The sequence below is a fragment of the Streptomyces sp. CB02056 genome (assembly GCF_001905545.1).
Taxonomy (GTDB): Bacteria; Actinomycetota; Actinomycetes; order Streptomycetales; family Streptomycetaceae; genus Kitasatospora.
On the sequence record NZ_LIPD01000028.1, the window covers coordinates 40,906 to 61,982 of the forward strand.

The window sequence follows — 21,077 nt, forward strand, 5'->3', positions numbered from 1 at the left end:
GCCGCGATGACCACCACCGTCCCGATCGAGTCACCGGCACCGCCGGACCGGCCGCGCAGCAGGTGGGGCCTGTGGGCCCACGGGGACTTCCGCCGGCTCTGGATCGGTGAGACCACCAGCAACTTCGGTACGGCCGTCGGGAGCGTGGCGCTGTCCCTGGTGGCCGTGGTCACCCTGGGCGCCAGCCCCCTCGCGGTGGGCGTGATCAACGCGGCCGCCTGGCTGCCCTGGCTGTTCCTCGGCCTGCTGGCCGGCGCCTGGGTGGACCGCTGGCCCCGGCTGCGGGTGATGCTGGTCTGCGACCTGCTGCTGCTCCTCCTCTTCGGCAGTGTGCCGGTGGCCAGTTGGCTGGGGGTGCTCTCGCTGGCCCACCTGGTGGTGGTGGCCCTGCTGACGGGGGCGGTGAAGGTGTTCTTCTCCACCGCCTACGGCGCGGTGCTGCCCACCCTGGTCGGCAAGGCCGACCTGCTGGAGGCCAACGTCAAGCTGCGCTCCGGCGCCTCGGCGGCCGAGATCGCCGGCCCGGGCGCGGCCGGTCTGCTCTCCCAGGCGTTCGGCGCCGCCAGCGGGATGTTCGCGGACTCGCTCACCTACCTGGTGTCGGCGGTGTTCCTGCGGCGGATCAGGACGGAGGAGCGCCCCCCGCCGGTGTCCGAGCGGCGCGGCATCCCGCGCGAGATCGGCGAGGGCGTCCGGTTCCTGCTGCGCGACCCGTACCTGCGCACGTTCGCCTGCTTCGCGGCGGTCGGCAACCTGGGGCTGAACGGCATCCAGGCGGTGCAGACGGTCTTCCTGGTGCGCAGTGTGGGGCTCGAACCGGGCGCGGTGGGCGGGGTGTTCGCGCTGGTGAGCGTCGGCGGACTGGCCGGCGCGATGCTGGCCGGACGGGTCGCCCGCAAGCTGGGCAGCGCCCGTGGGCTGCTGGTCTGCGAACTGGTGGTCGCGCCCTTCATCCTGCTGCTGCCGCTGGCGGGCGACCGGCTGCCGCTGGTGGTCAGCGCGCTCGCCTGGGCGGTCGCGGTCTGCGGGGTGGTGGCGGGCAACGTCCTCGCCGGCAGCTTCTCCCAGGGCTACTGCCCGCCCGCGATGATCGGCCGGATCCGGGCCAGCTCCGCGACCCTCAACTACAGCGCGATCCCGGTGGGCGCCCTGCTCGGCGGCTACCTCGGCGAGGCGATCGGCGCCCGCAGCACGATCTGGCTGATGGCGGGCGTGCTGCTGTCGGCGGGCGCGGTGCTGCTGGCCAGCCCGCTGCGAGGCCTGCGCGACTTCCCGACCCGGCCGCCGGCCCCCACGGCCTGACCGGCCCCCGCCTGCACCGCTCGCACCGCCCGTACTGCCCGTACCGCCCGTGACGCCCCTGCCACCCGTACCCGACTTCCGAGGAGCTTCCGATGGCCCGCACCGCCCGCCCGCGCCACTACCTGATGTGCCGTCCGACCCACTTCGACGTCACCTACGCGATCAACCCCTGGATGGACCCGGCGAAGCCGGTGGACACCGACCTGGCCGTCGCCCAGTGGGAGCGGCTGCACGCCCTGTACGGCGAGCTCGGCCACCGCGTCGACCTGATCGACCCGCTGCCCGGCCTGCCCGACATGGTCTACGCGGCCAACGGCGCCACCGTGGTGGACGGCAGGGTGCTCGGGGCGCGCTTCCGCAACACCGAGCGGGCCGCCGAGGGCCCGGCCTACCTGGAGTGGTTCCGCGCCCGGGGCTTCGAGACCCGCGACCCGGAGTACGTCAACGAGGGCGAGGGGGACCTGCTGACGACCGCGAGCTACGTGCTGGCCGGGCGGGGCTTCCGCAGCGTGGCCGACGGGCACGCGGAGGCGCAGGAGTTCTTCGGCCGCCCGGTGGTCGGCCTGGAGCTGGTCGACCCGCGCTTCTACCACCTGGACACCGCGCTCGCCGTGCTGGACGGCGACGAGATCATGTACAACCCGGAGGCCTTCTCGGCCGGCAGCCGTGCCGTGCTGCGGCGGCTGTTCCCGGACGCGCTGCTGGCGGACCGGGCCGACGCGGAGGTGTTCGGCCTCAACGCGATCAGCGACGGCCTGCACGTGGTGCTGCCGGAGGCGGCCGTGGGACTGGCCTCGCGACTGCGCGAGCGCGGCTTCCGGCCGATCGGGATGGACCTCAGCGAGCTGCTCAAGGGCGGCGGCAGCGTGAAGTGCTGCACCCTGGAGATCCGCGCGACGGCCTGAGCGGGCGGCCTGAGCGGGCGGCCCACCGAGCACCGGTGATCATTGGTGATCACCGGTGCTCGACTGTAGATCGACCGTTGAACGCTCCCGGCCAGACTGGTGCCACACCACGACGGAACCCCTTCCCAGCAGGGAAGCGAGCCGAGGAGTACCAGAGATGACGCAGCGTCCGGCCACCACCATCCGCACCCGCCTCCGGCTGTTCACGGTCGGCCTCGGGGTGACCGTCGCCCTGGGCGCCGGCCTCTCGGTGACGGTCGCCGGGGCGGCGGCCGACGCCGGGGTGGCGACGGTGGTGAGCGGCGGCGGCGGCGCGACGCCGACGCCCACCCCGACCCCCACCCCGACCGGCGGCAACGGCGACTGGAACAGCACCGGTTCCTGAGCACACCGGTTCCTGAACGCACCGGAACCGCCAGCAGGATCGATTCCTCAGCAGCCCGAGGAGAGCCGGTCGGCGGCCCGCCGGACCGCCCGGCCCGACGGGGTCGACGGATCCGGACCCTCGGCCCGGGGCAGCAGCCCCGCCACCTCCGCCGCCTCCGGCAGCCCCAGCCGGACGAAGATCCGGTGCGCCTCCCGCAGCCGCCCGTACGCCTCGGCCTCCCGCCCGAGGTCGGCCAGCGTCCGGCCCAGCACCAGCAGCGCGTGGCCCTGGTCCCGCTCGGCACCCAGCTCCTCGCACAGCTCCAGCGCCTGCCCGGCGTGCTCCAGCGCCTCCTCCGTCCGGCCGAGCGAGCGCAGACTGTCCGCCATCCGGTAGCGGGCATGCCCGGCCCGGGCCCGCAGACCGGACGCCGAGGCCACCGCCAGGCACTCGCCGAACCAGGTGACCGCCTCCTCGTGCCGCCCCAGCCCGTGCAGCGCCAGCCCCAGCACGTACAGCGTGTACGCCCGGCCCGGATCGTCGTTCCGGGTCCGCAGCTCGGCCAGCGCCTCGTGGCAGATCGGCACCGCCTCGGCGGCCCGCCCGCTGCGCACCCGGGCCAGCGCCGCGTTCACCGTCGTCACCAGCGCCCCGGAGCGGTGGCCGAGTTCGCGGGCCAGCAGCAGCGCCTCGTCGTAGTGCCCGACGGCCTCGTCGTAGCGGCTGAGGAACTGGCAGACCAGGCCGAGGTCGTTCAGCGCCTGGCGCAGGATCACCGTGTCGCCCGCCGCGCGGGAGGCGGCCACCGCCAGCCGGGAGGCCGCCTCCGCCTCCTCCAGCCGGGTGGCGGCCAGGGCGACGTTGCCGCGCAGGAAGTGCGCCCGACCAGCTGCCCGGTGGTCGGCGCGGTGGACCGCGGCGGCGGCCAGGGCCTCCGCGGTGGTGGCCAGCTGGCGGCTGGGCGGGGCGAGGACGAACGGCGTGAGCGCGATCAGCAGGTCGATCGCGGCGCGCAGCGGGTCCGTGGTCGGTCCGTCGGCGGGGTCCGGTGCCGGGCTGTCGGAAGGCCCGCCGGTCGGGCCGTCGGTGTCGTCCGCGACGCTCCAGCCCGCTACCTGCGCGGCCAGCGCGATCGCCCCGGAACCCTCCGCCTCGGCCCAGGCCCGCGCCCCGTCCGGGCCGTCCAGCGGGACACCCGCGCTACGGGCCGGCCCGAGCGCGCCGGCCGCCGGATCCCCGGGGACGGCGTGCTGGAAGGCCGAGCAGGCGGTGGCCAGCAGGTGGTCCAGCATCCGGTCGCGGGCCGCCACGGCCGCGCCGGGATCGTCCGGACGGCGCCGGGCGAACGCGCGCAGCAGGTCGTGGAAGCGGTAGCGGCCGGGGAAGGGCGACTCCATCATCGCCACGTCCACCAGGGCCTCCAGTAGGTCCTCGGCGTCGTACTCGTCCAGGTCCAGCAGGGCGGCCGCGGCCTGCAGCCCGAGGTCCGGCCCGTCCACCGAGGCGGCCAGCCGGAACGCCCGGGCCTGGGCGGGCGTCAACTGGCGGTAGCTCAGTTCGAAGGCCGCCGCCACCTCCAGGTCGCCGATCCGCAGCTCGTCGATCCGCCGCCGCTCGACCGCCAGCCGGCGGCCCAGCGTCTGCACCGTCCAGCTCGGCCGGGCCGCCAGCCGGGCCGCCACGATCCGGACCGCGAGCGGGAGGTGGCCGCAGACGAGCAGCAGCTCCCGGGCGGCCTGCGCCTCGGCGGCCAGCCGCTCGGCGCCGATGGTGCGGCCCAGCAGTTCGAGCGCCTCCTCGGGTTCGAAGACGCCGAGGTCGGCCTGGACGGTCGCGGGCAGGCCGGACAGTCGGGTCCGGCTGGTGGTGAGCACGGCGCAGCCGACCGCACCCGGTAGCAGCGGTCTGATCTGCGCGGTGTCGTGGACGTTGTCGAGCACCAGCAGCAGCCGCCGGCCGTCCACCGCCGAGCGGAACAGCGCCGAGCGGGCGTCCAGCCCCTCCGGCACCGCGTCGGCCGGCACGCCGAGCGCCACCAGGAAGCCGCTGAGCACCGCCTCCGGATCGGCCGGGGTGGCGTCGGCGCCGCGCAGGTCGACGTAGAGCTGCCCGTCCGGGTAGGCCTCGCGCACCCGGTGGGCGACGTGCAGGGCCAGCGCGGTCTTGCCGACCCCGCCCATGCCGACCACGGTCGCGATCACCAGCGCCTGCTGGCCCGGTGCGCCGGGGTTTCTGTCGGGCGCCCCTCCGTGCGCCCCGCCGAGAGCCTTGCCCAGCCGTTCGACCAGGACCGATCGGCCGGTGAAGTCGGCCGCGTCGGGCGGCAGTTGGGCCGGTCTGGGGGTCGGTGTGCTGCTCCCGGCCGGGGCGGTGTTCCCGGCCGGTGCGGCGGCGGGAGCGTTCGGCGCCGCCGGTCCGGCGGGCGGGTCCGGCGCCTCGGCCCCGGGCGCGGCCGGCTCCGCCGGACCGGCGGCGACCGGGCCCGGGACGAGCGCGACGGGGACGAGCGCGACGGAGGGCGCCGGGGCGGCGAGCGACGGGTCCCCCTCCAGGATCCGCTGGTGCAGCAGGTCCAGCTCCGCCCCGGGCGCCACCCCCAGTTCGGCCAGGAACAGCTGACGCGCGCCCCGGAACACGGCCAGCGCGTCCGCCTGCCGCCCGGCCTGGTACAGCGCCCGCATCAGCAGCCCGTACGCCCGCTCGTGCAGCGGGTGCTCGGTGGTCAGCGAGGTCAGCTCCGGGATGCACCGGGAGTAGCGCCCCAGCGCCAGGTCCAGGGCGATCCGCTCCTCCAGCAGGGTCAGCCGCAGCTCCTGGAGCCGCTGGCGCTGCCGCTGCGCGAACGGGCCGGGGATGCCGGCCAGCGGCTCGCCCTGCCACAGCTCCAGGGCCTGGTTCAGCAGGTCGCGCGCCTGCTGCGGCTCCCCGGCGGCCGCCGTGCGCTCGGCCTGCGCCGCCAGCTCCTCCGCCTGCGCCGCGTCCACCGCGTGCTTGGGCAGCACCAGCCGGTAGCCGTCCCCGACCGAGGTCAGCACGGTCGGCGCGTCCGGCGCCTCGCCGTGCAGGACCTTGCGCCACCGCCAGGCGTAGGTGCGCACCGTCGTCATCGCGGTGCCCGGCGGCTCCTCGCCCCACAGGGCGTCGATCAGGTCGGTGGCGCTCGCGCCGTGGCCGGGTCGGAGCAGCAGCACCGCCAGCATCGCCTGCTGCTGGGGGCTGCCCACCTTCAGTACGGTCGCGCCGCGCTGCGCCCGCATCAAGCCCAGCACCGAGAACCGGAAATCATCCATGCCTGCACCTGCCCGCTTCATGTGCTCGCCCCCGCCCGCACGTGCCACCCCCGAATTGGTGAGTCCCTATCAACCCACGGGACCTGGCGGGATGTCGAGAGATCGTCGACCCGGTGGTGATCCCGTGTTGATCGGCCGTCGCCACAATCGGTGATGTGGCGCCCGCAGTCGGCCCGGCCCCTCACCGCCGGACCCGCCACGTCCCCGGTCGCCCGGCCGCCGACCGGCGACCCCCACGGCTCTCGGAGGCGGACGCCCATGAACACGGACCGGAACAGCGACCTGAGCACCGGCCGGAAAGCGGATCCGAACGCGGAACCGAGTACGGCGTTGAGCACGGACCTGAGCACCGACCGGGCCACGGACCGGCAGGGCGGACTGGACACCGACCTGCTCCACCGCCTGCTCGACGTCGACCCGGCCTGCGGGCCCGTCGAACTGCTCCACCGCGCCCGGGGCGAGCGCCACCTCCCGTACCTGGTGCTCGCCGCGCTCGCCCGGGAGGACGTCCGGATGGGCGCGCACGCCCGGGACGAGCTGCGGCGCGCCCGCGACCGGGTCGAGTGTTACGCCCGGATCGCCCGCGACCTCGCCGACGCCACCGGGGTCCGCCCGATCCGCGACCTGCCGCTGGCCGGCTACTACCCGCCCGACCTGCCCCGGCCGCTGGCCGAGCTCAGCCTCGTCAGCCCCACCGAGGCCTCGCTCTGGCAGGCCGTCAACCGGCTGGTCACCGACCACCCGGTGGAGTCCGTGGAGGTCACCCTGCTCGGCGAGCGCCCCCGGCACACCGCCGTCACCCTGCGCTGGCCGGCCGGGGACCCGCTGCTCGACCCGTGGTACCAGGTGCGGGTCGCGACCGCCGCGCTCCCCGGCGACCTCGCCACCGTCCCGGTCCGCCCCTACCTGGCCGCCGACGACCACGTCGAATGCCTGATCGCCCTCGCCGAGGAGGGGCTCGGGCGCACCTTCCTCGCGGGCGACGTGATCGACGTGGCCCGGCTCGCCGGGCAGCCCTTCGAGCCCGTCGAGACCGCCGCGGTGGTCGCCGCCTACCGGCTCGCCCCGGAGGCCGCCGCCCTCCTCGACCTCGCCGCCGAGCACGTGCCGCTCGGCGCCCTACGGGACGTGCGCACCGTCCTGGAGGCCGAGGTCGCCCCCGAACTCCGCCGCCGGACCTCTGCCGGCACCCCGCCGTGCCACGGCACCTCACCGCGCCACGGCACGCTGCTGCGCCGCACCGTCATCCGGCACCAGTGGGACGAGGCGCTGCTGCTCCCGGCCGGCGACGCCACCCTGCTGCTCACCCCGGTCGCCGACTACCTGCTCGGCCCCGAGGGCACCCGGCCCACGGACCGCGAGCGCACCGCCGCCCTCGCCGCCCTCCACGCCTGGGACGCGACCCTCCCCGGCAGCCCGGACGGGGCCCCGTGCACCGGCCTGTCGGGGCCGCGCCACCGCTGAACCGGCCCCGCGGGGCGTGGTCGAGGGCGGGTCGAGGGCGGGGGGACTTGCCGACCCGCCCCGGATGTCTTGTATCGTTCCTGGCGAATCATCCAGAGGGGTGGAGGGACCGGCCCTACGAAGCCCCGGCAACTCCCCGTTCGACCCGGCGTCCGAAGTACGCGCCGTGTTGGCGGGGGCAGTGCCAACTCCGGCCTGTCGCCACTGTGGCGCGGGAAAGATGAGGAGACACGGTGCTCTCTGTGCTGTCCTTCGCCCGGGCGCTTCCCGCCCCGGTCCTTTCGCGTACCCGTCTCGTGCCCGGCGCAGGCAATCGGCCGACTTCTCCGGCCTGTCCTCGCTGACCACACCCCCCGGCTCCCCGCCAGGAGCCGCCGTGAGCAGCGCGGACCCGCTGCTCCCGGGCCTTGAGACTGGAGTACCCATCCCATGGAGAACACGAGCGGCGTCGGCGTGCTCGACAAGGTCACCTCGATCCTCGGCACCCTCGAGGCCGGGCCCGCCACCCTGGGCGGCCTCGTCGCCGCCACCGGCATGGCGCGGCCCACCGCCCACCGGCTGGCCGTCGCACTCGAACACCACCGCCTGGTCAGCCGGGACGTCCAGGGCCGGTTCATGCTCGGCCCCCGCCTCGGCGAGCTCTCGGCGGCCGCCGGCGAGGACCGGCTGCTGGCCGCGGCCGGCTCGGTCCTCGCCCAGCTGCGGGACGCCACCGGCGAGAGCGCCCAGCTCTACCGGCGGCAGGGCGAGGTCCGGATCTGCGTGGCCGCCGCCGAGCGGCTCACCGGGCTGCGCGACACCGTTCCGGTGGGGGTCACCCTCCCCATGAAGGTCGGCTCCGCCGCCCAGATCCTGCTCGCCTGGGAGGAGCCCGAGCGCCTCCACCGCGGCCTGCAGGGGGCCCGCTTCACCGCCACCGCGCTGAGCGGCGTGCGGCGCCGCGGCTGGGCCCAGTCGGTCGGCGAGCGCGAGGTCGGGGTCGCCTCCGTGGCCGCGCCCGTCCGCGGCCAGTCCAACCGGGTGGTGGCCGCCGTCACGGTCTCCGGGCCGATCGAACGGCTCAGCCGGCACCCCGGAGCCCAGCTCTCCCAGGCCGTCGTCGAGGCGGCCCACCGGCTCACCGAGGCCCTGCGCCAGCCCTGACGGGGGCTCCGAGGCTCTCGGATTTGGGGGTTCCGGGGTTCCCTGGTTACGGGTTCCGAACCTCGGGTTCCGAACCTCGGAATCTGAGACTCCGGGCTCCGGGGCGCACCTCCGCGCGCCCCGGGGCCCGGTTCCGGCCCGTACCGGTCCCGGGTCCGGCTTGGCTCGGGCCCGGCTCGGGCCTGGTTCCGACCGGCTCAGGCCCGGTGCGGCAGGCCGGTGAGGCTGGGACGGGGGATCCGGCTGATCACCGCGCCGATCAGTGTGCCGATCGACACCCCGAAGACCGCCGAGACGGCCGCCAGCAGCGACTGCGCCCCGTTGCCGACCTCGATCTGCGCGGTGTTCAGCAGACCGAAGGAGCCCGGCACGACGATCCAGAACGCCGGGAGGTAGAGCACCTGCCAGAGCGGACCGCCCGGCAGCCAGTGCACCAGGGTGGCCGCGACCGCGGCGGCCACGGCACCGGCCAGGCCGCCGATCGCCGCGCCGTGCACCGACCCCACCGCCACCTGGGCGGTGACGCTCACCGCGATCACCGCGACGATCCACGGGATGGCCGAGGGCGGGGTGTGGACGTTGACCACCACCCCGGCCACCGCGATCGCCAGCCCAAGCGCGATCACCCACCAGCTCGGCTTGGCCACCTGCACGTTGGCCAGCGCGGTGGACGGCATGCCGATCGCGGTCGCGGCCGCGGCCACCCCGGCGAGGAACAGCGTCAGCTGCACGGCGCCGGAGACCAGCCGGGCGGTGCCCGCGTTGGCCGCTCCGGCGGCGATCTCGGACAGCCCGGTGACCAGCAGTCCGCCCGGCAGCAGGATCGCCAGGGTGGCCACGATCGTCCGCAGCGGCCCGTCCAGCAGCGAGGCCCGCGCGAGCGCCAGGACCAGCAGCGCGACCAGGAAGCCGGCCGTGACGGGCAGCAGCGGCCGTAGGTGCGGCCGCCGCCGGGCGAGCACGGTCAGGCCCACCACGATCAGCGAGCCGAGCCCGGCGGCCAGCACGTTCGCCGCCACCGGCTGCAGGAAGATGCAGACCCCGACCCCGACCGGCAGCGCCCCGAAGTCCGCCACCCACGCGGGCCAGCGGGCGGGCGCCCGCCGGATCCGGTCCAGCTCGGCGCGCGCCCGCGGCCCGTCGAGTTCGCCCGCCCGCAGCCGGTGCACCAGGTCGAGGACGTCGGCCGTCTGCTCGAACCGCAGGGTGCCGCCGAGCGGCTGGAACCTGGTGGCGCCGTCCGGGTCCAGGGCCACGAACAGGCCGTTGGTCAGCGCGGCGACCTGGACCTCAGGGGCGCCCAACGCCCGCCCCAGTCCGCGGAGTTCGTCCTCGACCTCATGGACGGGCAGGCCGCCGCCCAGCAGGGCTTCGCCCAGGTCGAGCAGGAGACGGCAGAGCGGGTCGGGCGGGGCGTCGGCGTCCCGGACCGATGGAGACTTGCTAGGCATGGCAGGTATCGTCCCACCCTGCCCGATTCGGTCTGAATCTGCCCCGGTCTGTTCGCTTCCCGAGCACCTGCTGCTCCCGGGGTCCAGGTAGCCGCTACGCCGCTACGGGCGGACGGTGAGGACCAGCTTGCCCGTGACCCGGCCGGTCTCGCCCTCGGCGTGGGCCTTCGCGGCCTCCGCGAGCGGGTAGGTGGCGGAGACGTGCGGGCGCAGCTGCCCGGCTTCGACGAGGGCGGCGATCGCGGCCATGCCCGCCCGGTCGTGCTCGACCAGCAGGGCCTTCGCCGTCACGCCCAGCTCGGCGGCGCGCTCGGCCACCTCGTCGATCCCCTGGGGCAGGATCGACACCAGGACGCCGCCGGGCCGGAGGGTCTCCAGGGAGCGCAGCCGGTCGTCGCCGCCGAGCGGGTCGAGGACCACGTCGATGTCGCGGGCCTCCGCCACGAAGTCGGCCGTCCGGTAGTCGATGACCTCGTCCGCGCCCAGGCCCCGGACGAAGTCGTGCTTGGCGGCGGACGCCGTACCGATGACGTACGCGCCGCGCGCCTTGGCGATCTGCACGGCGACGTGCCCGACGCCTCCGGCCGCCGCGTGCACCAGGACCCGCTGCCCCGGCCGCAGCCCCGCCGTGTCGACGAGCGCCTGCCAGGCGGTGAGCGCCACCAGCGGGAGCGCCCCGGCCTCGACATGGCTCAGTACGGCGGGCTTGGGCACGAAGGCCCGGGCGGGGCCGGCGACGTACTCGGCGTGCGCGCCGGCGCCGTACGGGTAGGGCAGCATGCCGAACACCTCGTCGCCCGGGGCGAAGAGCGAGACGCCGACGCCGACCGCCTCGACGGTGCCGGAGACGTCCCAGCCGAGCGTGAACGGCGGCTGCCCGAGGAAGTAGCCGCGGTCGCGGTGCTTCCAGTCGGTGGGGTTGACCCCGGCGGCGTGGACGGCGACGAGGACCTGGCCGACGCCGGGCACGGGCCGCTCGACCTCGGCCTCGTGGAGGACGTCCGGGGTGCCGAGGGCGGTCTGGGTGATGGCCCGCATCGTGTTCGTGCTCGTGGAGTTCGTGCTCGTGGAGTTCGTGGTCATGGATCCAGCCTGCGGCCGCGCCCCTGACCAGCGAAATGGCAAGATTGCCAAAGACCGATAGAATCGTGCCATGCCTGCGATGGAACCCCGTGGTCCCCTCGGTTCTGGCGGCCCCGGCGCCCGGCCGCCGCACCGCGTCGTCGTCCTCGCCCTCGACGGCGTCTACCCCTTCGAGCTGGGCATCCCCAACCGGGTCTTCCCCGGGGTGCCGGGCGCGTACGAGGTGGTGACGTGCGCGGCGACGGAGGACCGGACGGTCGCGACCAGCGCCGACTTCACCATCACCGTCGGGCACGGGCCCGAGGCCCTGGAGAGCGCCGACACCGTCGTCATCCCGCCGTACGCCCTGCACCGCGCCACCGCCGACCTGCCGGAGCCCGAGCGCGCGGCCCTCGCCCGGATCCGCCCCGGCACCCGCATCGTCTCCATCTGCACCGGCGCCTTCGCGCTGGCCGCCGCCGGCCTCCTCGACGGCCGCCCCGCCACCACCCACTGGGCCCTGGCACCGGCCTTCCGCCGGATGTACCCCCGGGTCGCCCTGGACGCCGACGTGCTCTTCGTCGACGACGGCGACATCCTCACCTCGGCGGGCGCCGCCTCCGGCCTCGACGTCTGCCTGCACCTGGTGCGCTCCGACCACGGCAGCGCCGTCGCCAACCAGGTCGCCCGCCAGTGCGTGGTCCCGCCCTGGCGCGAGGGCGGCCAGGCCCAGTACATCGAGCAGCCGGTGCCCCCGGAAGGCGCCAACGGCACCGCCGCCACCCAGGCCTGGGCCCTCCAACACCTCGACCGCCCGCTCGCCCTCCGCGAGCTGGCCGCCCACGCCCGGATGAGCCCGCGCACCTTCGCCCGCCGCTTCCAGGACGAGACCGGCACCAGCCCGGGCCGCTGGCTGATCCAGCAACGCCTCCACCGCGCCCGCCACCTGCTGGAGACCAGCGATCTCCCCGTCGACCGCATCGCCACCGAGATCGGCTTCGCCACCGGCGCCTCCCTCCGCCAGCACCTCCACGCCGCGATCGGCGTCTCCCCCCAGACCTACCGCACCACCTTCCGCGGCCACCCCGGCCCCCCAACCCCACCCTGACCACCGCCCGACGTAGGAAGTCGGCAGGCCCGACTTCCTACGTCGAATCGTCAGCCGCCGCCGAATCGACGAGCGAGGTGCCGGGGCGAGGTGAGCCCCGGAGCCCGGTTGTCCTGTCCGGCAGCCATGTGATCGAGCCACCGCTCATACCAGGCGAGAAAGTCCGGGGCCGAGGAGACGTTCGGACCCCAGAAGCCGTCTGCGTTGCCGACGACCACGCGCCCGGCGAGAGGGCCGGTCATGCCGACGAGGGCGAGATCGCTGCAGCCGCGTTCGATGACGTGTAGGAACAGGTCACCACGGCGGGTGGGACGGTAGGCCCGGCTGAATCCCCTGCCGCCCATGGTGGTGGGGATGCCGGGACGGCGCACCCCAGGTCGTCGACAAAGAGAACGGATGGGTCGGTTTCCACTACTACGTGGCGCTGAATCGGCTCTTGTACTGGCTCTGCCGGTCAACAGGGTCCCTCATCGGTCTCGCCCGACGAAGTCGTTGAGCGACAACGTGAGTACCTGTTTCTGATGGCACGCGAACGAGCCGAGGTGCGTGGTGGGCGACGGGGGCTGTCACTGCTGGTGTGGCAACGAGTACGTTGATGGGGTGGATGAACCGACGGTCCCGACAGCGGGTATGACGATCAGCGTTCGGACGCGCCAGGACGTGGTGATCGTTGATCCCGAGCGCTTCCTCGCCTCGGCCCGCCAGGCGTATCGCGAACTGTCTCCCGATGTCACCGAGGAGACCGCGTCCGAGATCGTCAACGATGTCCATGAAGCTGTGTTCGTCCTGCTGGAGCGGTTCGGCCACCTTGCAGCCGATGCGCCGAACACGTTCGCCGGCCTTCCCGGCCAACGGACTTTTGATCGTTCGGATGGTCTTTCGCCTGCGGGCGAACGCAGGCAGGTCGTGCTCGACGATCCGATGCCGTTGCAGGACTACGGCTGTTTCGGACCGGAGGACCCGTTCGTCCTTCCAGGGGATGCTATTGAGCGTCCGTAGGCACATGGAGATGTCGCCGTGCCCTCTGCGATGCTCGGCTCATGCGCGTGAGTTTCGACGGTGTCACCCCGGTGCCGCGGATGCTGCTGGTCAGCGAGTTCCTGCTCCGCCCCGACTTCCGGGTCGAACTGGACGGGTCGGTATTCGTCGCGGTCGGCGACCGAGTCTCGTACGAGGACGGCACCATTGCTGTGACGTGCCCGACCGGTCAGCGACGCAGGCATCCGGCCCGAAACAGCTACTGGATCTGCCGCTGATCGCAGCGATCGTCAACTGGCCCTCGCACCGTTGGCCGGTCTCCCCAAGGCCGTCATTGCCTATCGGAGCTCAGGCAGTGGTCCGGAGTTCTTTGGGTAGCAGCCCTCTTGAAGCCGGAAGAGGTACTTCCGGAGGTCCGCGCGGAGCCCTTCAGTGATGTAGGCGGCAAAGTCCCTCAGCCCCTCCGCGGCTTCCCTCTCGTCAGACCTGTCGCTGGATGACCATGTGGGCAGGAGGGACTCCAGGTACTCGGTGACCCGCCCACGGTCGAGCCACCAGTCCCGAACAGCCTCGGGTGTCCATCGGCTGTTGCCGTCGCAGGCATAGCCGCGGTACGGATCTTCCTGGGCTGCTGTCACCAGGTTCAGGACCTCGGCCGTGGTCGCCGGCTGGCGATACACATATTCACCGAAGTACTCGCCGCCGTAGAGTACATGACGTGGTGCGTGTAGCCGGCCCGTCCAACAGTTATCGGCGATCCCGGTATAGAAGGGGCCAGGAACGTTCAACCAGAGCCGGTCCTCCCAACGCCCACCGAAGGACGTCTCGGGCTCGCCTTCTGGAAGCGCCGCTATCGGTTCCCAGCACAACTCTTCATAGGTCATCCGCGAAGCTTAGGATCCGATGGGAAGGATCTCTAGACGTTTGCGCTGCTTCGTCCGGTGTCGCGTCGGATGTCGGGCATGCCGAGGTGGACCGCGGACGGTTGTGCTGCCCGGTCGCGCATGGCCTCCAGCTTCTGCGCGGCGGCAGCCATGATGCTCTCGATGGCGGTCACCTCGTCGAGCCCTGCTCCCCGGCCTCTTGGGGCCGGTCACCCCGTGGCCGGGCTGCGGGGGTGGGCGCGGTGGGTGCGCCAGGCGGTGAGGGCTTCGGTGTGGGTGCCGGCCGGGTGGGAGGTGTGCCAGGCGCGGAGGAAGCGGTTGAGTTCGAACTGTGGGCCGATCTCCTGGGGTTGGGCGGCGGACTGGCGGGTGGTGTGCCAGTGGGCGGTGGCGTCGGCCAGGGTGCGTCCGGCGGATTCGGCGATGAAGGTGCGCATGGGGGCGTCGAAGTGGAAGGCCGGGCCGAGCTCGCGGCGGAAGTACTCGCGCAGGACCTGGCTGCACCGCTGGCCCTCGGGGATGACGGTGGATCCGTTCACCGGTGCGGCGAGCTGGCGGTCGGCCTTGCGTGCGCGGGGTGGGGCGGCGGGTGGGGCGGCGCCGTCGAGTGCGGCTCGTAGCCGCTCCGTCAGTGCTGCCTTTCCGCCGCCGCGCGGCACGCCGAGTTCCCGGGCGAGCGTGGTCAGTTCGGCTAGCGTCCAGTACCAGCGGGCCAGTTCGTTCCCGCTCAATGCTGTAGTCAGTTCCGGTCGAGTCTCAGTTCCCGTATACGAACTCATGCCTCCATGATAGGAGGGTGGCGTACGTCCGGTGGTTCATGGAGGAACCTGTGGCGCGGTGTGGAAAACCCCGAATCCGCCCTCGCCGCTTCGGATCTGCAAATGGTGATGTGCTGTGCGTGAGTTCGCACGAGTATAGGAGTGCGTGCCGGGGTATCCGCACCTGGTTTTTGACCGTTTGAAAGCCGTCGGGAAATCTTTCAATCCTGATGTCCGGCGGGTCCGGGTTCTACCGGGTCGATCTCGGGGCATGGGATGATGTCATCCATGACGTGCATTCGAAGGGGCCATGCCGCGTAGAACACCGGCTTCACTTCGGCCGCGCGTACGCGGCTGGGGGAGGGCCTGGGTGCGGTATCGCGATGTCCCGGGTCTTTCGGGGGCGGCCAACGCCGCAGTCCGTGTGCTTGAGCGGGAGCGGTTGGCTCCGGGCATGGTGTCTGTGGCGCTGAGCTTGTGGTCCGTGCGTGTCCACGGCACCGAGCGCCGGTGGAGGCGGTGGGAGGCCGAGTTCACCTGTCTGTGCTGTGGGTCGGGCTGGGCCCGGGACACGTTGCAGGAGGCTCTGTTCATGCTTCCGCCAAGGGCTGCGGGCGAACTCCGGGTTCAGCTGGATCGCCTGGACGCGGTGCTTCTCGGGCGGACGCATCATGAGCCGACGGCGGACGCCGAGTTGGCGTGGTGGCATCGCAGGTGCTGATGGGCCCGGGGCCTGGGCCGTGGCGTTCGGGCAGGCTCTCACGGGACGTTCCTGCGAGGTCGGGCGAGGGCGTCCGCGGTCGGTCCGCCCGTAGGAGCCGGCCTTCGCCGCCCGCGAATCCGACGCCTTGGAAGGAGGTGCCGAACTCCACCTGCACGAAGCCGAGTTCCCGGTGCAGGTCGAGCGAGGCGCGGTTCCTGGCGGAGACGAAGCACCAGACCGCCGAGTCCCTTTCCCAGGCCCATTCCATCCGGCGTCGGGTCAGCAGCCTCGCCAGGCCCCGGCGCCGCCAGGCGGCATCCACCGTGACGCCGGTCAGGTAGTGGCCGGCCGGGGCGCCGTCCGCCGGGTGCGCGGGCAGGTAGGCCGCACTCGCGTACCCGACGGCTTCACCGGAGACCTTCGCGGTGACGGCCAGGCTGCGCTCGCCACGGAGTGCCCGGTGGATGAGGTCCGCCCACTCGTCCGCCGAGCCGCCGCGCGCCCGGGCCTGCAGCTCGGCCAGCACGGGTACGTCGTCCTCGGTGGCCTCCGCCACCACCGCGATCACGGGTGCGTGCCGTTCGGCCGGGTCGGGGGCGTAGGCGGCGAACCGCGGATCCGTCCCTGCCATGTCGTCCCTCCCGCCGGACCGGTGCTGTCCTGACCCGCCACGCTAGGGCGGCCGACGCGGCCCCCGCTACCCGGCCGCCGGCTCGGGCGATGACTCGGGCGAAGGTCAGGTCGACGGGGTCGGGCCCGGCCTGAACGATTCGGCGTGGTCGGCGACCCACCGGGAGAACGGCCTCGGCGGTACTCCGAGGATGTCGGACACCGCGGAGGTGAGGTACGCGGGCCTTCCCATCGTCGCGCCCCAGGCGTTGAGCAGCATGTCGACGGCCGGGCGCGGTGCCTTTCCGTCCATCGCGCCGCGGAACTCGTCCGGCGACAGCTCCTCGAACCTGGTCGGGCGTCCGAGGACGTTCCCGATGATCTCCACCTGCGCCGCCTGGCTCAGGGACTCGGGGCCGGTGAGGACGTAGTCGCCGCCGGCGTGACCGTCCTGGTAGAGGGTCCGGGCCGCGACGGCCGCGATGTCACGGTCGTCGACGGGGGCGGTCTCGGCGGCGCCGTACGGCCAGCGGACCACCTCGCCGGCGCGGATGGCGGGTGCCCACCAGGCCAGGGAGTTCGACGCGAACATCCCCGGCCGGATGATCGTCGATTCGAGGCCGGTGGCCGTGACGAGTCGCTCGATCTCGGCGTGGAGCACCGCCATGGGATTCGGCTGCCGGAAGAAGGGGTGGGGTGTCTGGTGCGGCGAGGAGAGGAGGACGACGCGCTGCGCGTGGGCGGCCAGGCGCTCGACGACTGCCGCGGCGGTCGGCGGCGGTGCGGTCCAGAGGAGGAAGACGGCGCCGACGCCCCGCAGTGCCCCGTCGAGGGAGGCGGGCACGGTGAGGTCGCCGGTGACGACGTCGACGCCGGGCGGCAGCGTGGCCGCCGCTTCGGGGCGACGGGTGAGGGCGCGGACCGGCACGCCCGCGGTGAGGAGTTCGTCGACGACTCCACGCCCGATCCGGCCGGTGGCCCCGGTGACGAGCACCGGCGGCATGGGGGTTCGTGCGGTGTCTCGTGTGCTGTTTCGTGTGCTGTTCGGCTTGGTCACTCCTCCAGGAAATCGTTACTTGGTTAAAAATGCAACCTAGTCACTAATGTTATGCTGTTCAGGTGATCGAGCCGACGGGGCTGCGCGCCCGCAAGAAGGCGCGGACCCGTGACGCCATCGCCGAAGCGGCGGTCTCACTGTTCCTGGCGCACGGATTCGACCAGGTCTCGGTCAGCGACATCGCCGCCGTGGCCGAGGTCTCCAAGCCGACCCTCTTCCGGTACTTCCCCGCCAAGGAGGACCTGGTCCTGCAGGGGTTCGCGGACCACCAGGGCGAGGCCGCGCGCGTCGTGCGCGACCGCCCGTCCGACGTCTCGCCGATGGCGGCACTGCACCGGCACTTCCTGGACGGCCTCGATCGGTTCGAGCCCGTCACCGGCCTCAACGACCATCCCGCGGTGGTGGAGTTCCACCGCCTGGTGTTCACCACGCCGAGCCTGGCGGGACGGCTCCTGCAGTACATGCTCGCGGACGAGCAGGCGCTGGCCGAGGCCCTCGACCCGGGTCCGGACGTCCAGGCACGGCTGAGGGCGGCCCAGGTGATCGCGGTCCAGCGGGTGCTCGCCCGCGCCAACTGGCAGAAGATCGCCGACGGGCGGAGCGCCCGCGACGTGCGGCCCGAGGCCGTCGCCGACGCGGACCAGGCCTTCGCCCACCTGCGGTAGCGGGTCCGGACGCGGCCTTCGTACAAGTTCCCTCGGTGCCCGGCGACGCTGGCGGAGAGCCCCTCGGCGATCCAGAATGATCGGATGATCAGGCTTGAGACTCCCCGTTTGATCCTGCGTCGCTGGCGCGAGGAGGACGTCGCGCCCATGGCCGCCGTCAACGCCGACCCCGAGGTCATGCGGTGGATCCGTGACGGCAGCGTCCGTGACGAGCAGCAGACCCGCGACGGGATCCGGGCGTGGGAGGGGGAGTGGGAGGCGCGGGGCTTCGGCCTGTTCGCCGTGGAGATCCGCTCCACCGGCGAACTGGCCGGGTTCACCGGCCTTTCGGTGCCCTCCTACCTGCCGGAGGTGCTGCCGGCGGTCGAGGTCGGCTGGCGGCTGGGACGAGCCCACTGGGGGCGGGGCCTGGCCACCGAAGCGGCCGCGGCCGCCGTACGATTCGGCTTCGAGGAGCGGGGGCTGGAGCGGATCGTCAGCATCGCTCAGGCGGGCAACGACGCCTCCGAGCGGATCATGACCAAGCTGGGGATGCGGCTGGAGCGCGAGACCGTCAATCCCACCGGCGGCCGGCGAGTCCGGGTCTTCGCGTTGTCGGCGGACCGGTACGTCCCAACTGCCCTTTGACGGCGGGCCCGCACGGCTGCTTTCCGCATGGCTGCTTTCCGGGTGAACGTCCACGGCGGCCGCGCGTGCCGAGGGCGTGGCGCGGGGAGCGGGCGGGCGACGATGCGGGCGTCGTGCGCCGCTCCGGCGGCGCGACCGTACGCACGGAGAGGTGCCCATGTCGATCGAGGAGAACAAGAGGCTGGTCCGCCGGTTCTACCAGGAGGTGGACGCCGGCAACCTGGAGGCCATGGACGACCTCGTCGCCGAGGACTACCAGGACCACTCGCCGCCGCCGTTCCCGGGGCTCGCCGCCGGCCGGGAGGGCTTGAAGCAGGCGTTCCGCCTGTTCTGGGAGGCCACGCCCGGAGTCCACGAGATCGAGGACCAGATCGCGGAGGGCGACAAGGTCGTGACCCGGCTGACGGGCCGTGGGATGTGCGTGGGGGACCTCCCGGGCATCCCGGCGACCGGCCGGCCGGCCGATCACGATGACGGCGACGGTGATCCACCGCATCGAGAACGGGAAGCTCGCCGAGAAGTGGTCGGACAAGGACGTCCTCGGCTTCCTCCAGCAACTGGACGTGATCCCGCCGCTCGGCGGGCCCCCGGAGTAGCCCGCTGCACCCTCGGAACGGTTCAGGTGGTGTTTCTGGTGACGAAGTCGGCGGCGGCGTCCACCATCTGTCGGCGGCTCGCGCAGACGCGCACACACGAGGGTGGCCTTCGCGGACGGGACGCCGCCCGCGAAGACCACCCTCGGCAGTGCGCGCCGTGCTGGTGATGACCCGACACGTCGGCCGGTCGGTACGACGGGCTCAGCGGAAGTCGTCGGCGTGGTCGACGGCCCACTGGGCGTAGGCGTGTGCCGGGGCGCCGGTGATCTTCTCGGCGATGACGGAGGTCACGGCCGCGACGCCGTCGGCGGCGGCCCACTGGCCGACGATCGCCTCGGCCACGACCGGGTGCATGGTCCTGGCGACGTCCGCGCGGGCCTGCTCGTGGGAGACGTGCTCGACCCGGATGGGACGGCCGATGGCCTCGCCGATGTGCTCGACCTGGCGTCGCAGGGTCAGGGACTCGGCGCCGTGGACGGTGTAGGCCTGGTGCGAGTGGCCCGGTTCGGTGAGGGCGGTCACCGCCAGCGCCGCGATGTCCTTCTCGTGCACCGGCGCCGACTGCGCGAGCGGATAGGGGAGGCGGACGACGTTGCCGGTGCGGATCGATTCGGCCCACCAGGTGCGGGTGTTGGTCGCGAACGTCCCCGGCCGGAGGAACGTCCAGTCCAGGCCGGACCGTTGGACGGCCTGCTCGATCGTGCGGTTCAGGCGGGCGACCGGGTGTTCGGCGGCGGGGTCGAGGACGACCGCCACCGACGAGAGCAGGACCACCTGCCGGATCCCGGCCGCCGCGGCCGCCGCGGTGACCTTCTCGATGTCGTAGGGCTTCTGGGGGTCGAGCATTCCGTACAGGAACACCTTGTCGGCACCGTCGAGCGCCGCGGGCAGCGTCTCGGGACGGTCCAGGTCGGCGACGACCGCTTCGTACCCGGGGGTCGAGCCCGTGGCCGGGGTCCTGCTGACCGCTCTGACCTGCTCGCCGGCGGCCAGCAGGCCGTCGGCGACATGACGACCGACGTTGCCGCGGGCGCCGAAGACGACTGCCACCATGATGGAACCTCCTGCTTGATGTGGACCTTGCTGTGGACGTGAAGTGCCGTACGGGAGCGGGTTGTTGCGGGCTGCGCCGCTGCGGGTCCGCCCCCGATCGCGGATCGCGGATCGCCGGTTGCCGGTCAGGGCCGGATGTTCTCCAGGTCCGCCAGCAGGCCGGGGTGCCGCGGCTCCCAGCCGAGCGCCTGCCGGGTGCGGGCGCTGGACGCGGGCTGGTCGGCCCGGAAGATCGGGCCGAGCGGGCCGTAGGTCTCCTCTGGCACCGACTGGACCGGCAGGTCCAGCCGTCGGCCGATGACGGCCGCGATGTCCCGCACCTCGTCTCCTTCGTCGGCCACGGCGTGCCAGGCGGTACCGGGCTCCGCCCGCTCCAGGGCGAGCCGGAAGAGGGCGGCCGCGTCGAGCGCGTGGACGGCGGGCCAGCGCTGGGTGCCGTCGCCGGGGTAGCCGGAGACGCCGCTGCGGCGCGCGATGTCGGTCAGCAGCCCGGCGAACCCGCCCGTGCCCTCGGTGTGGACGGTGCGCGGCAGACGGACGGAGGTGCTCCAGACTCCGTGCGAGGCCAGGCCGAGGATCGCCGTGACCGTGCGACCGCGGCCGCCGACCGGCCCGTCGGTCGGCACCGGGTCGGCACCGGGTCGGCCTCGGTGGAGGCGCGGCCCGGCACGTGGGGCGTACCCGAGACGGTGACCAGGGGGCGGTCGCTGCCGAGGAGCTCCTCGCCGAGGGCGGTGAGGGCGGCGGTCTCCTCGGCGACGTTCCGGGTGAGGGCCTCGGGGCTGCTGAAGTCGTTGCCGAAGGCCAGGTGGATCACCCCGTCGGCCTGGGCGGCGCCGGAGCGCAGCACGTCCAGGTCGGCGAGGCCTCCCCGCAGCGGCTCGGCGCCGGCCGCCTCGGCGGCCCGGGCGGAGGCGTCGGAGCGGGCGAGCGCGAGGACGGTGTGGCCGTTGCCGAGGAGTTCGGCGACGACGGCGGAGCCGATCAGACCGGTGCCGCCGGTGACGAAGACGCGCATGGGAATCCTCCCGGAAGTGATGGGACTCTTGTCCCAT

General features: G+C 73.5%; 20 protein-coding genes, 2 pseudogenes and 1 riboswitch. Of the genes and pseudogenes, 11 read left to right on the forward strand and 11 right to left on the reverse strand.

Going from position 1 to position 21,077, the window contains the following annotated elements:
• The first annotated feature begins 6 nt into the window (after positions 1-6).
• From AMK13_RS40295 to AMK13_RS40305, 3 genes are all read left to right on the forward strand, one after another.
• Positions 7-1,302 (forward strand): MFS transporter, encoded by a 1,296-nt coding sequence (locus AMK13_RS40295; RefSeq protein WP_049650866.1) that lies wholly within the window; start codon positions 7-9, stop codon positions 1,300-1,302.
• A 92-nt stretch (positions 1,303-1,394) separates the two neighbouring features.
• Entirely contained in the window at positions 1,395-2,207 is an 813-nt protein-coding gene (gene ddaH / locus AMK13_RS40300; RefSeq protein WP_049650865.1) for a dimethylargininase, read from the forward strand.
• Positions 2,208-2,364: 157 nt separating this feature from the next.
• A complete protein-coding gene (locus AMK13_RS40305) occupies positions 2,365-2,592 on the forward strand; it encodes a hypothetical protein (RefSeq protein ID WP_074006454.1) in 228 nt (75 codons plus the stop codon).
• Positions 2,593-2,639: 47 nt separating this feature from the next.
• Here the strand turns inward: AMK13_RS40305 and AMK13_RS40310 are convergent, their stop codons facing one another.
• Positions 2,640-5,864 carry an AfsR/SARP family transcriptional regulator gene (locus AMK13_RS40310; protein WP_241853241.1) on the reverse strand — a complete coding sequence of 1,075 codons (3,225 nt, stop codon included), beginning with the start codon at positions 5,862-5,864 and terminating at the stop codon, positions 2,640-2,642.
• A 330-nt stretch (positions 5,865-6,194) separates the two neighbouring features.
• Here AMK13_RS40310 and AMK13_RS40315 point away from each other — a divergent pair, with 330 nt between their 5' ends.
• A complete protein-coding gene (locus AMK13_RS40315) occupies positions 6,195-7,328 on the forward strand; it encodes a hypothetical protein (protein WP_143204770.1) in 1,134 nt (377 codons plus the stop codon).
• An 85-nt stretch (positions 7,329-7,413) separates the two neighbouring features.
• A riboswitch (SAM riboswitch) is annotated at positions 7,414-7,555 on the forward strand.
• A gap of 202 nt (positions 7,556-7,757) precedes the next feature.
• Positions 7,758-8,471 carry an IclR family transcriptional regulator gene (locus AMK13_RS40320; protein ID WP_049657219.1) on the forward strand — a complete coding sequence of 238 codons (714 nt, stop codon included), beginning with the start codon at positions 7,758-7,760 and terminating at the stop codon, positions 8,469-8,471.
• 197 nt (positions 8,472-8,668) lie between these two features.
• Here the strand turns inward: AMK13_RS40320 and AMK13_RS40325 are convergent, their stop codons facing one another.
• The gene (locus tag AMK13_RS40325) at positions 8,669-9,922 is read right to left on the reverse strand and encodes a threonine/serine exporter family protein (protein ID WP_074006456.1); all 1,254 of its coding nucleotides are present in this window, start codon (positions 9,920-9,922) and stop codon (positions 8,669-8,671) included.
• A gap of 102 nt (positions 9,923-10,024) precedes the next feature.
• Complete coding sequence (locus AMK13_RS40330; RefSeq protein ID WP_074006457.1) at positions 10,025-11,005, reverse strand: NADP-dependent oxidoreductase; 981 nt, start codon at positions 11,003-11,005, stop codon at positions 10,025-10,027.
• Between the two features lie 79 nt (positions 11,006-11,084).
• On the opposite strand from AMK13_RS40330, the gene AMK13_RS40335 reads away from it, so the two are divergent.
• Positions 11,085-12,092: a GlxA family transcriptional regulator gene (locus AMK13_RS40335; RefSeq protein WP_074006458.1), complete on the forward strand. Its 1,008-nt coding sequence runs from the start codon at positions 11,085-11,087 to the stop codon at positions 12,090-12,092.
• A gap of 50 nt (positions 12,093-12,142) precedes the next feature.
• Here AMK13_RS40335 and AMK13_RS40340 read toward each other — a convergent pair.
• Positions 12,143-12,433: pseudogene (locus AMK13_RS40340) on the reverse strand (SMI1/KNR4 family protein); the annotation flags it as partial.
• Between the two features lie 259 nt (positions 12,434-12,692).
• Here AMK13_RS40340 and AMK13_RS40345 point away from each other — a divergent pair.
• Together AMK13_RS40345 and AMK13_RS40350 are read left to right on the forward strand one after the other, a co-directional pair.
• Complete coding sequence (locus AMK13_RS40345; RefSeq protein ID WP_143204771.1) at positions 12,693-13,091, forward strand: hypothetical protein; 399 nt, start codon at positions 12,693-12,695, stop codon at positions 13,089-13,091.
• 41 nt (positions 13,092-13,132) lie between these two features.
• The gene (locus tag AMK13_RS40350; RefSeq protein ID WP_074006460.1) at positions 13,133-13,348 is read left to right on the forward strand and encodes a hypothetical protein; all 216 of its coding nucleotides are present in this window, start codon (positions 13,133-13,135) and stop codon (positions 13,346-13,348) included.
• Positions 13,349-13,408: 60 nt separating this feature from the next.
• Here the strand turns inward: AMK13_RS40350 and AMK13_RS40355 are convergent, their stop codons facing one another.
• The 5 genes from AMK13_RS40355 to AMK13_RS40370 all read right to left on the reverse strand — a co-directional run bounded on the left by AMK13_RS40355 (position 13,409) and on the right by AMK13_RS40370 (position 17,027).
• Positions 13,409-13,954 carry a hypothetical protein gene (locus AMK13_RS40355; protein WP_074006461.1) on the reverse strand — a complete coding sequence of 182 codons (546 nt, stop codon included), beginning with the start codon at positions 13,952-13,954 and terminating at the stop codon, positions 13,409-13,411.
• Positions 13,955-13,986: 32 nt separating this feature from the next.
• Positions 13,987-14,127 carry a hypothetical protein gene (locus AMK13_RS43925; protein ID WP_158077807.1) on the reverse strand — a complete coding sequence of 47 codons (141 nt, stop codon included), beginning with the start codon at positions 14,125-14,127 and terminating at the stop codon, positions 13,987-13,989.
• A 36-nt stretch (positions 14,128-14,163) separates the two neighbouring features.
• Complete coding sequence (locus tag AMK13_RS40360; protein WP_241853242.1) at positions 14,164-14,685, reverse strand: DUF6434 domain-containing protein; 522 nt, start codon at positions 14,683-14,685, stop codon at positions 14,164-14,166.
• 617 nt (positions 14,686-15,302) lie between these two features.
• Positions 15,303-16,046, reverse strand: coding sequence for a GNAT family N-acetyltransferase (locus tag AMK13_RS40365; protein ID WP_079272959.1), 744 nt, complete (start codon positions 16,044-16,046; stop codon positions 15,303-15,305).
• A 105-nt stretch (positions 16,047-16,151) separates the two neighbouring features.
• Positions 16,152-17,027, reverse strand: a complete 876-nt coding sequence (locus tag AMK13_RS40370; RefSeq protein WP_074006463.1) for an NAD(P)H-binding protein — start codon at positions 17,025-17,027, stop codon at positions 16,152-16,154.
• 116 nt (positions 17,028-17,143) lie between these two features.
• Here AMK13_RS40370 and AMK13_RS40375 point away from each other — a divergent pair, with 116 nt between their 5' ends.
• From AMK13_RS40375 to AMK13_RS40385, 3 genes are all read left to right on the forward strand, one after another.
• Positions 17,144-17,746, forward strand: coding sequence for a TetR/AcrR family transcriptional regulator (locus AMK13_RS40375; RefSeq protein WP_074006464.1), 603 nt, complete (start codon positions 17,144-17,146; stop codon positions 17,744-17,746).
• 84 nt (positions 17,747-17,830) lie between these two features.
• Complete coding sequence (locus AMK13_RS40380; protein WP_074006465.1) at positions 17,831-18,373, forward strand: GNAT family N-acetyltransferase; 543 nt, start codon at positions 17,831-17,833, stop codon at positions 18,371-18,373.
• 157 nt (positions 18,374-18,530) lie between these two features.
• A complete protein-coding gene (locus tag AMK13_RS40385) occupies positions 18,531-19,136 on the forward strand; it encodes an ester cyclase (protein ID WP_198959526.1) in 606 nt (201 codons plus the stop codon).
• 34 nt (positions 19,137-19,170) lie between these two features.
• Here the strand turns inward: AMK13_RS40385 and AMK13_RS40390 are convergent, their stop codons facing one another.
• Both AMK13_RS40390 and AMK13_RS40395 read right to left on the reverse strand, forming a co-directional pair.
• Positions 19,171-20,022, reverse strand: a complete 852-nt coding sequence (locus tag AMK13_RS40390; protein WP_074006466.1) for an NAD(P)H-binding protein — start codon at positions 20,020-20,022, stop codon at positions 19,171-19,173.
• 125 nt (positions 20,023-20,147) lie between these two features.
• A pseudogene (locus AMK13_RS40395) lies at positions 20,148-21,040 on the reverse strand (SDR family oxidoreductase).
• Positions 21,041-21,077: the final 37 nt, after the last annotated feature.

Coding starts and splice junctions, on each gene's coding strand:
- AMK13_RS40350 (WP_074006460.1), top strand. CDS start 13,133: ATGCGCGTGAGTTTCGACGGTGTCACCCCGGTGCCGCGGATGCTGCTG.
- AMK13_RS40305 (WP_074006454.1), top strand. CDS start 2,365: ATGACGCAGCGTCCGGCCACCACCATCCGCACCCGCCTCCGGCTGTTC.
- AMK13_RS40365 (WP_079272959.1), bottom strand. CDS start 16,046: ATGGCAGGGACGGATCCGCGGTTCGCCGCCTACGCCCCCGACCCGGCC.
- AMK13_RS40380 (WP_074006465.1), top strand. CDS start 17,831: ATGATCAGGCTTGAGACTCCCCGTTTGATCCTGCGTCGCTGGCGCGAG.
- AMK13_RS40370 (WP_074006463.1), bottom strand. CDS start 17,027: ATGCCGCCGGTGCTCGTCACCGGGGCCACCGGCCGGATCGGGCGTGGA.
- AMK13_RS40310 (WP_241853241.1), bottom strand. CDS start 5,864: ATGGATGATTTCCGGTTCTCGGTGCTGGGCTTGATGCGGGCGCAGCGC.
- ddaH (WP_049650865.1), top strand. CDS start 1,395: ATGGCCCGCACCGCCCGCCCGCGCCACTACCTGATGTGCCGTCCGACC.
- AMK13_RS40295 (WP_049650866.1), top strand. CDS start 7: ATGACCACCACCGTCCCGATCGAGTCACCGGCACCGCCGGACCGGCCG.
- AMK13_RS40385 (WP_198959526.1), top strand. CDS start 18,531: ATGTCGATCGAGGAGAACAAGAGGCTGGTCCGCCGGTTCTACCAGGAG.
- AMK13_RS40320 (WP_049657219.1), top strand. CDS start 7,758: ATGGAGAACACGAGCGGCGTCGGCGTGCTCGACAAGGTCACCTCGATC.
- AMK13_RS40335 (WP_074006458.1), top strand. CDS start 11,085: ATGGAACCCCGTGGTCCCCTCGGTTCTGGCGGCCCCGGCGCCCGGCCG.
- AMK13_RS40325 (WP_074006456.1), bottom strand. CDS start 9,922: ATGCCTAGCAAGTCTCCATCGGTCCGGGACGCCGACGCCCCGCCCGAC.
- AMK13_RS40330 (WP_074006457.1), bottom strand. CDS start 11,005: ATGACCACGAACTCCACGAGCACGAACTCCACGAGCACGAACACGATG.
- AMK13_RS40355 (WP_074006461.1), bottom strand. CDS start 13,954: ATGACCTATGAAGAGTTGTGCTGGGAACCGATAGCGGCGCTTCCAGAA.
- AMK13_RS40390 (WP_074006466.1), bottom strand. CDS start 20,022: ATGGTGGCAGTCGTCTTCGGCGCCCGCGGCAACGTCGGTCGTCATGTC.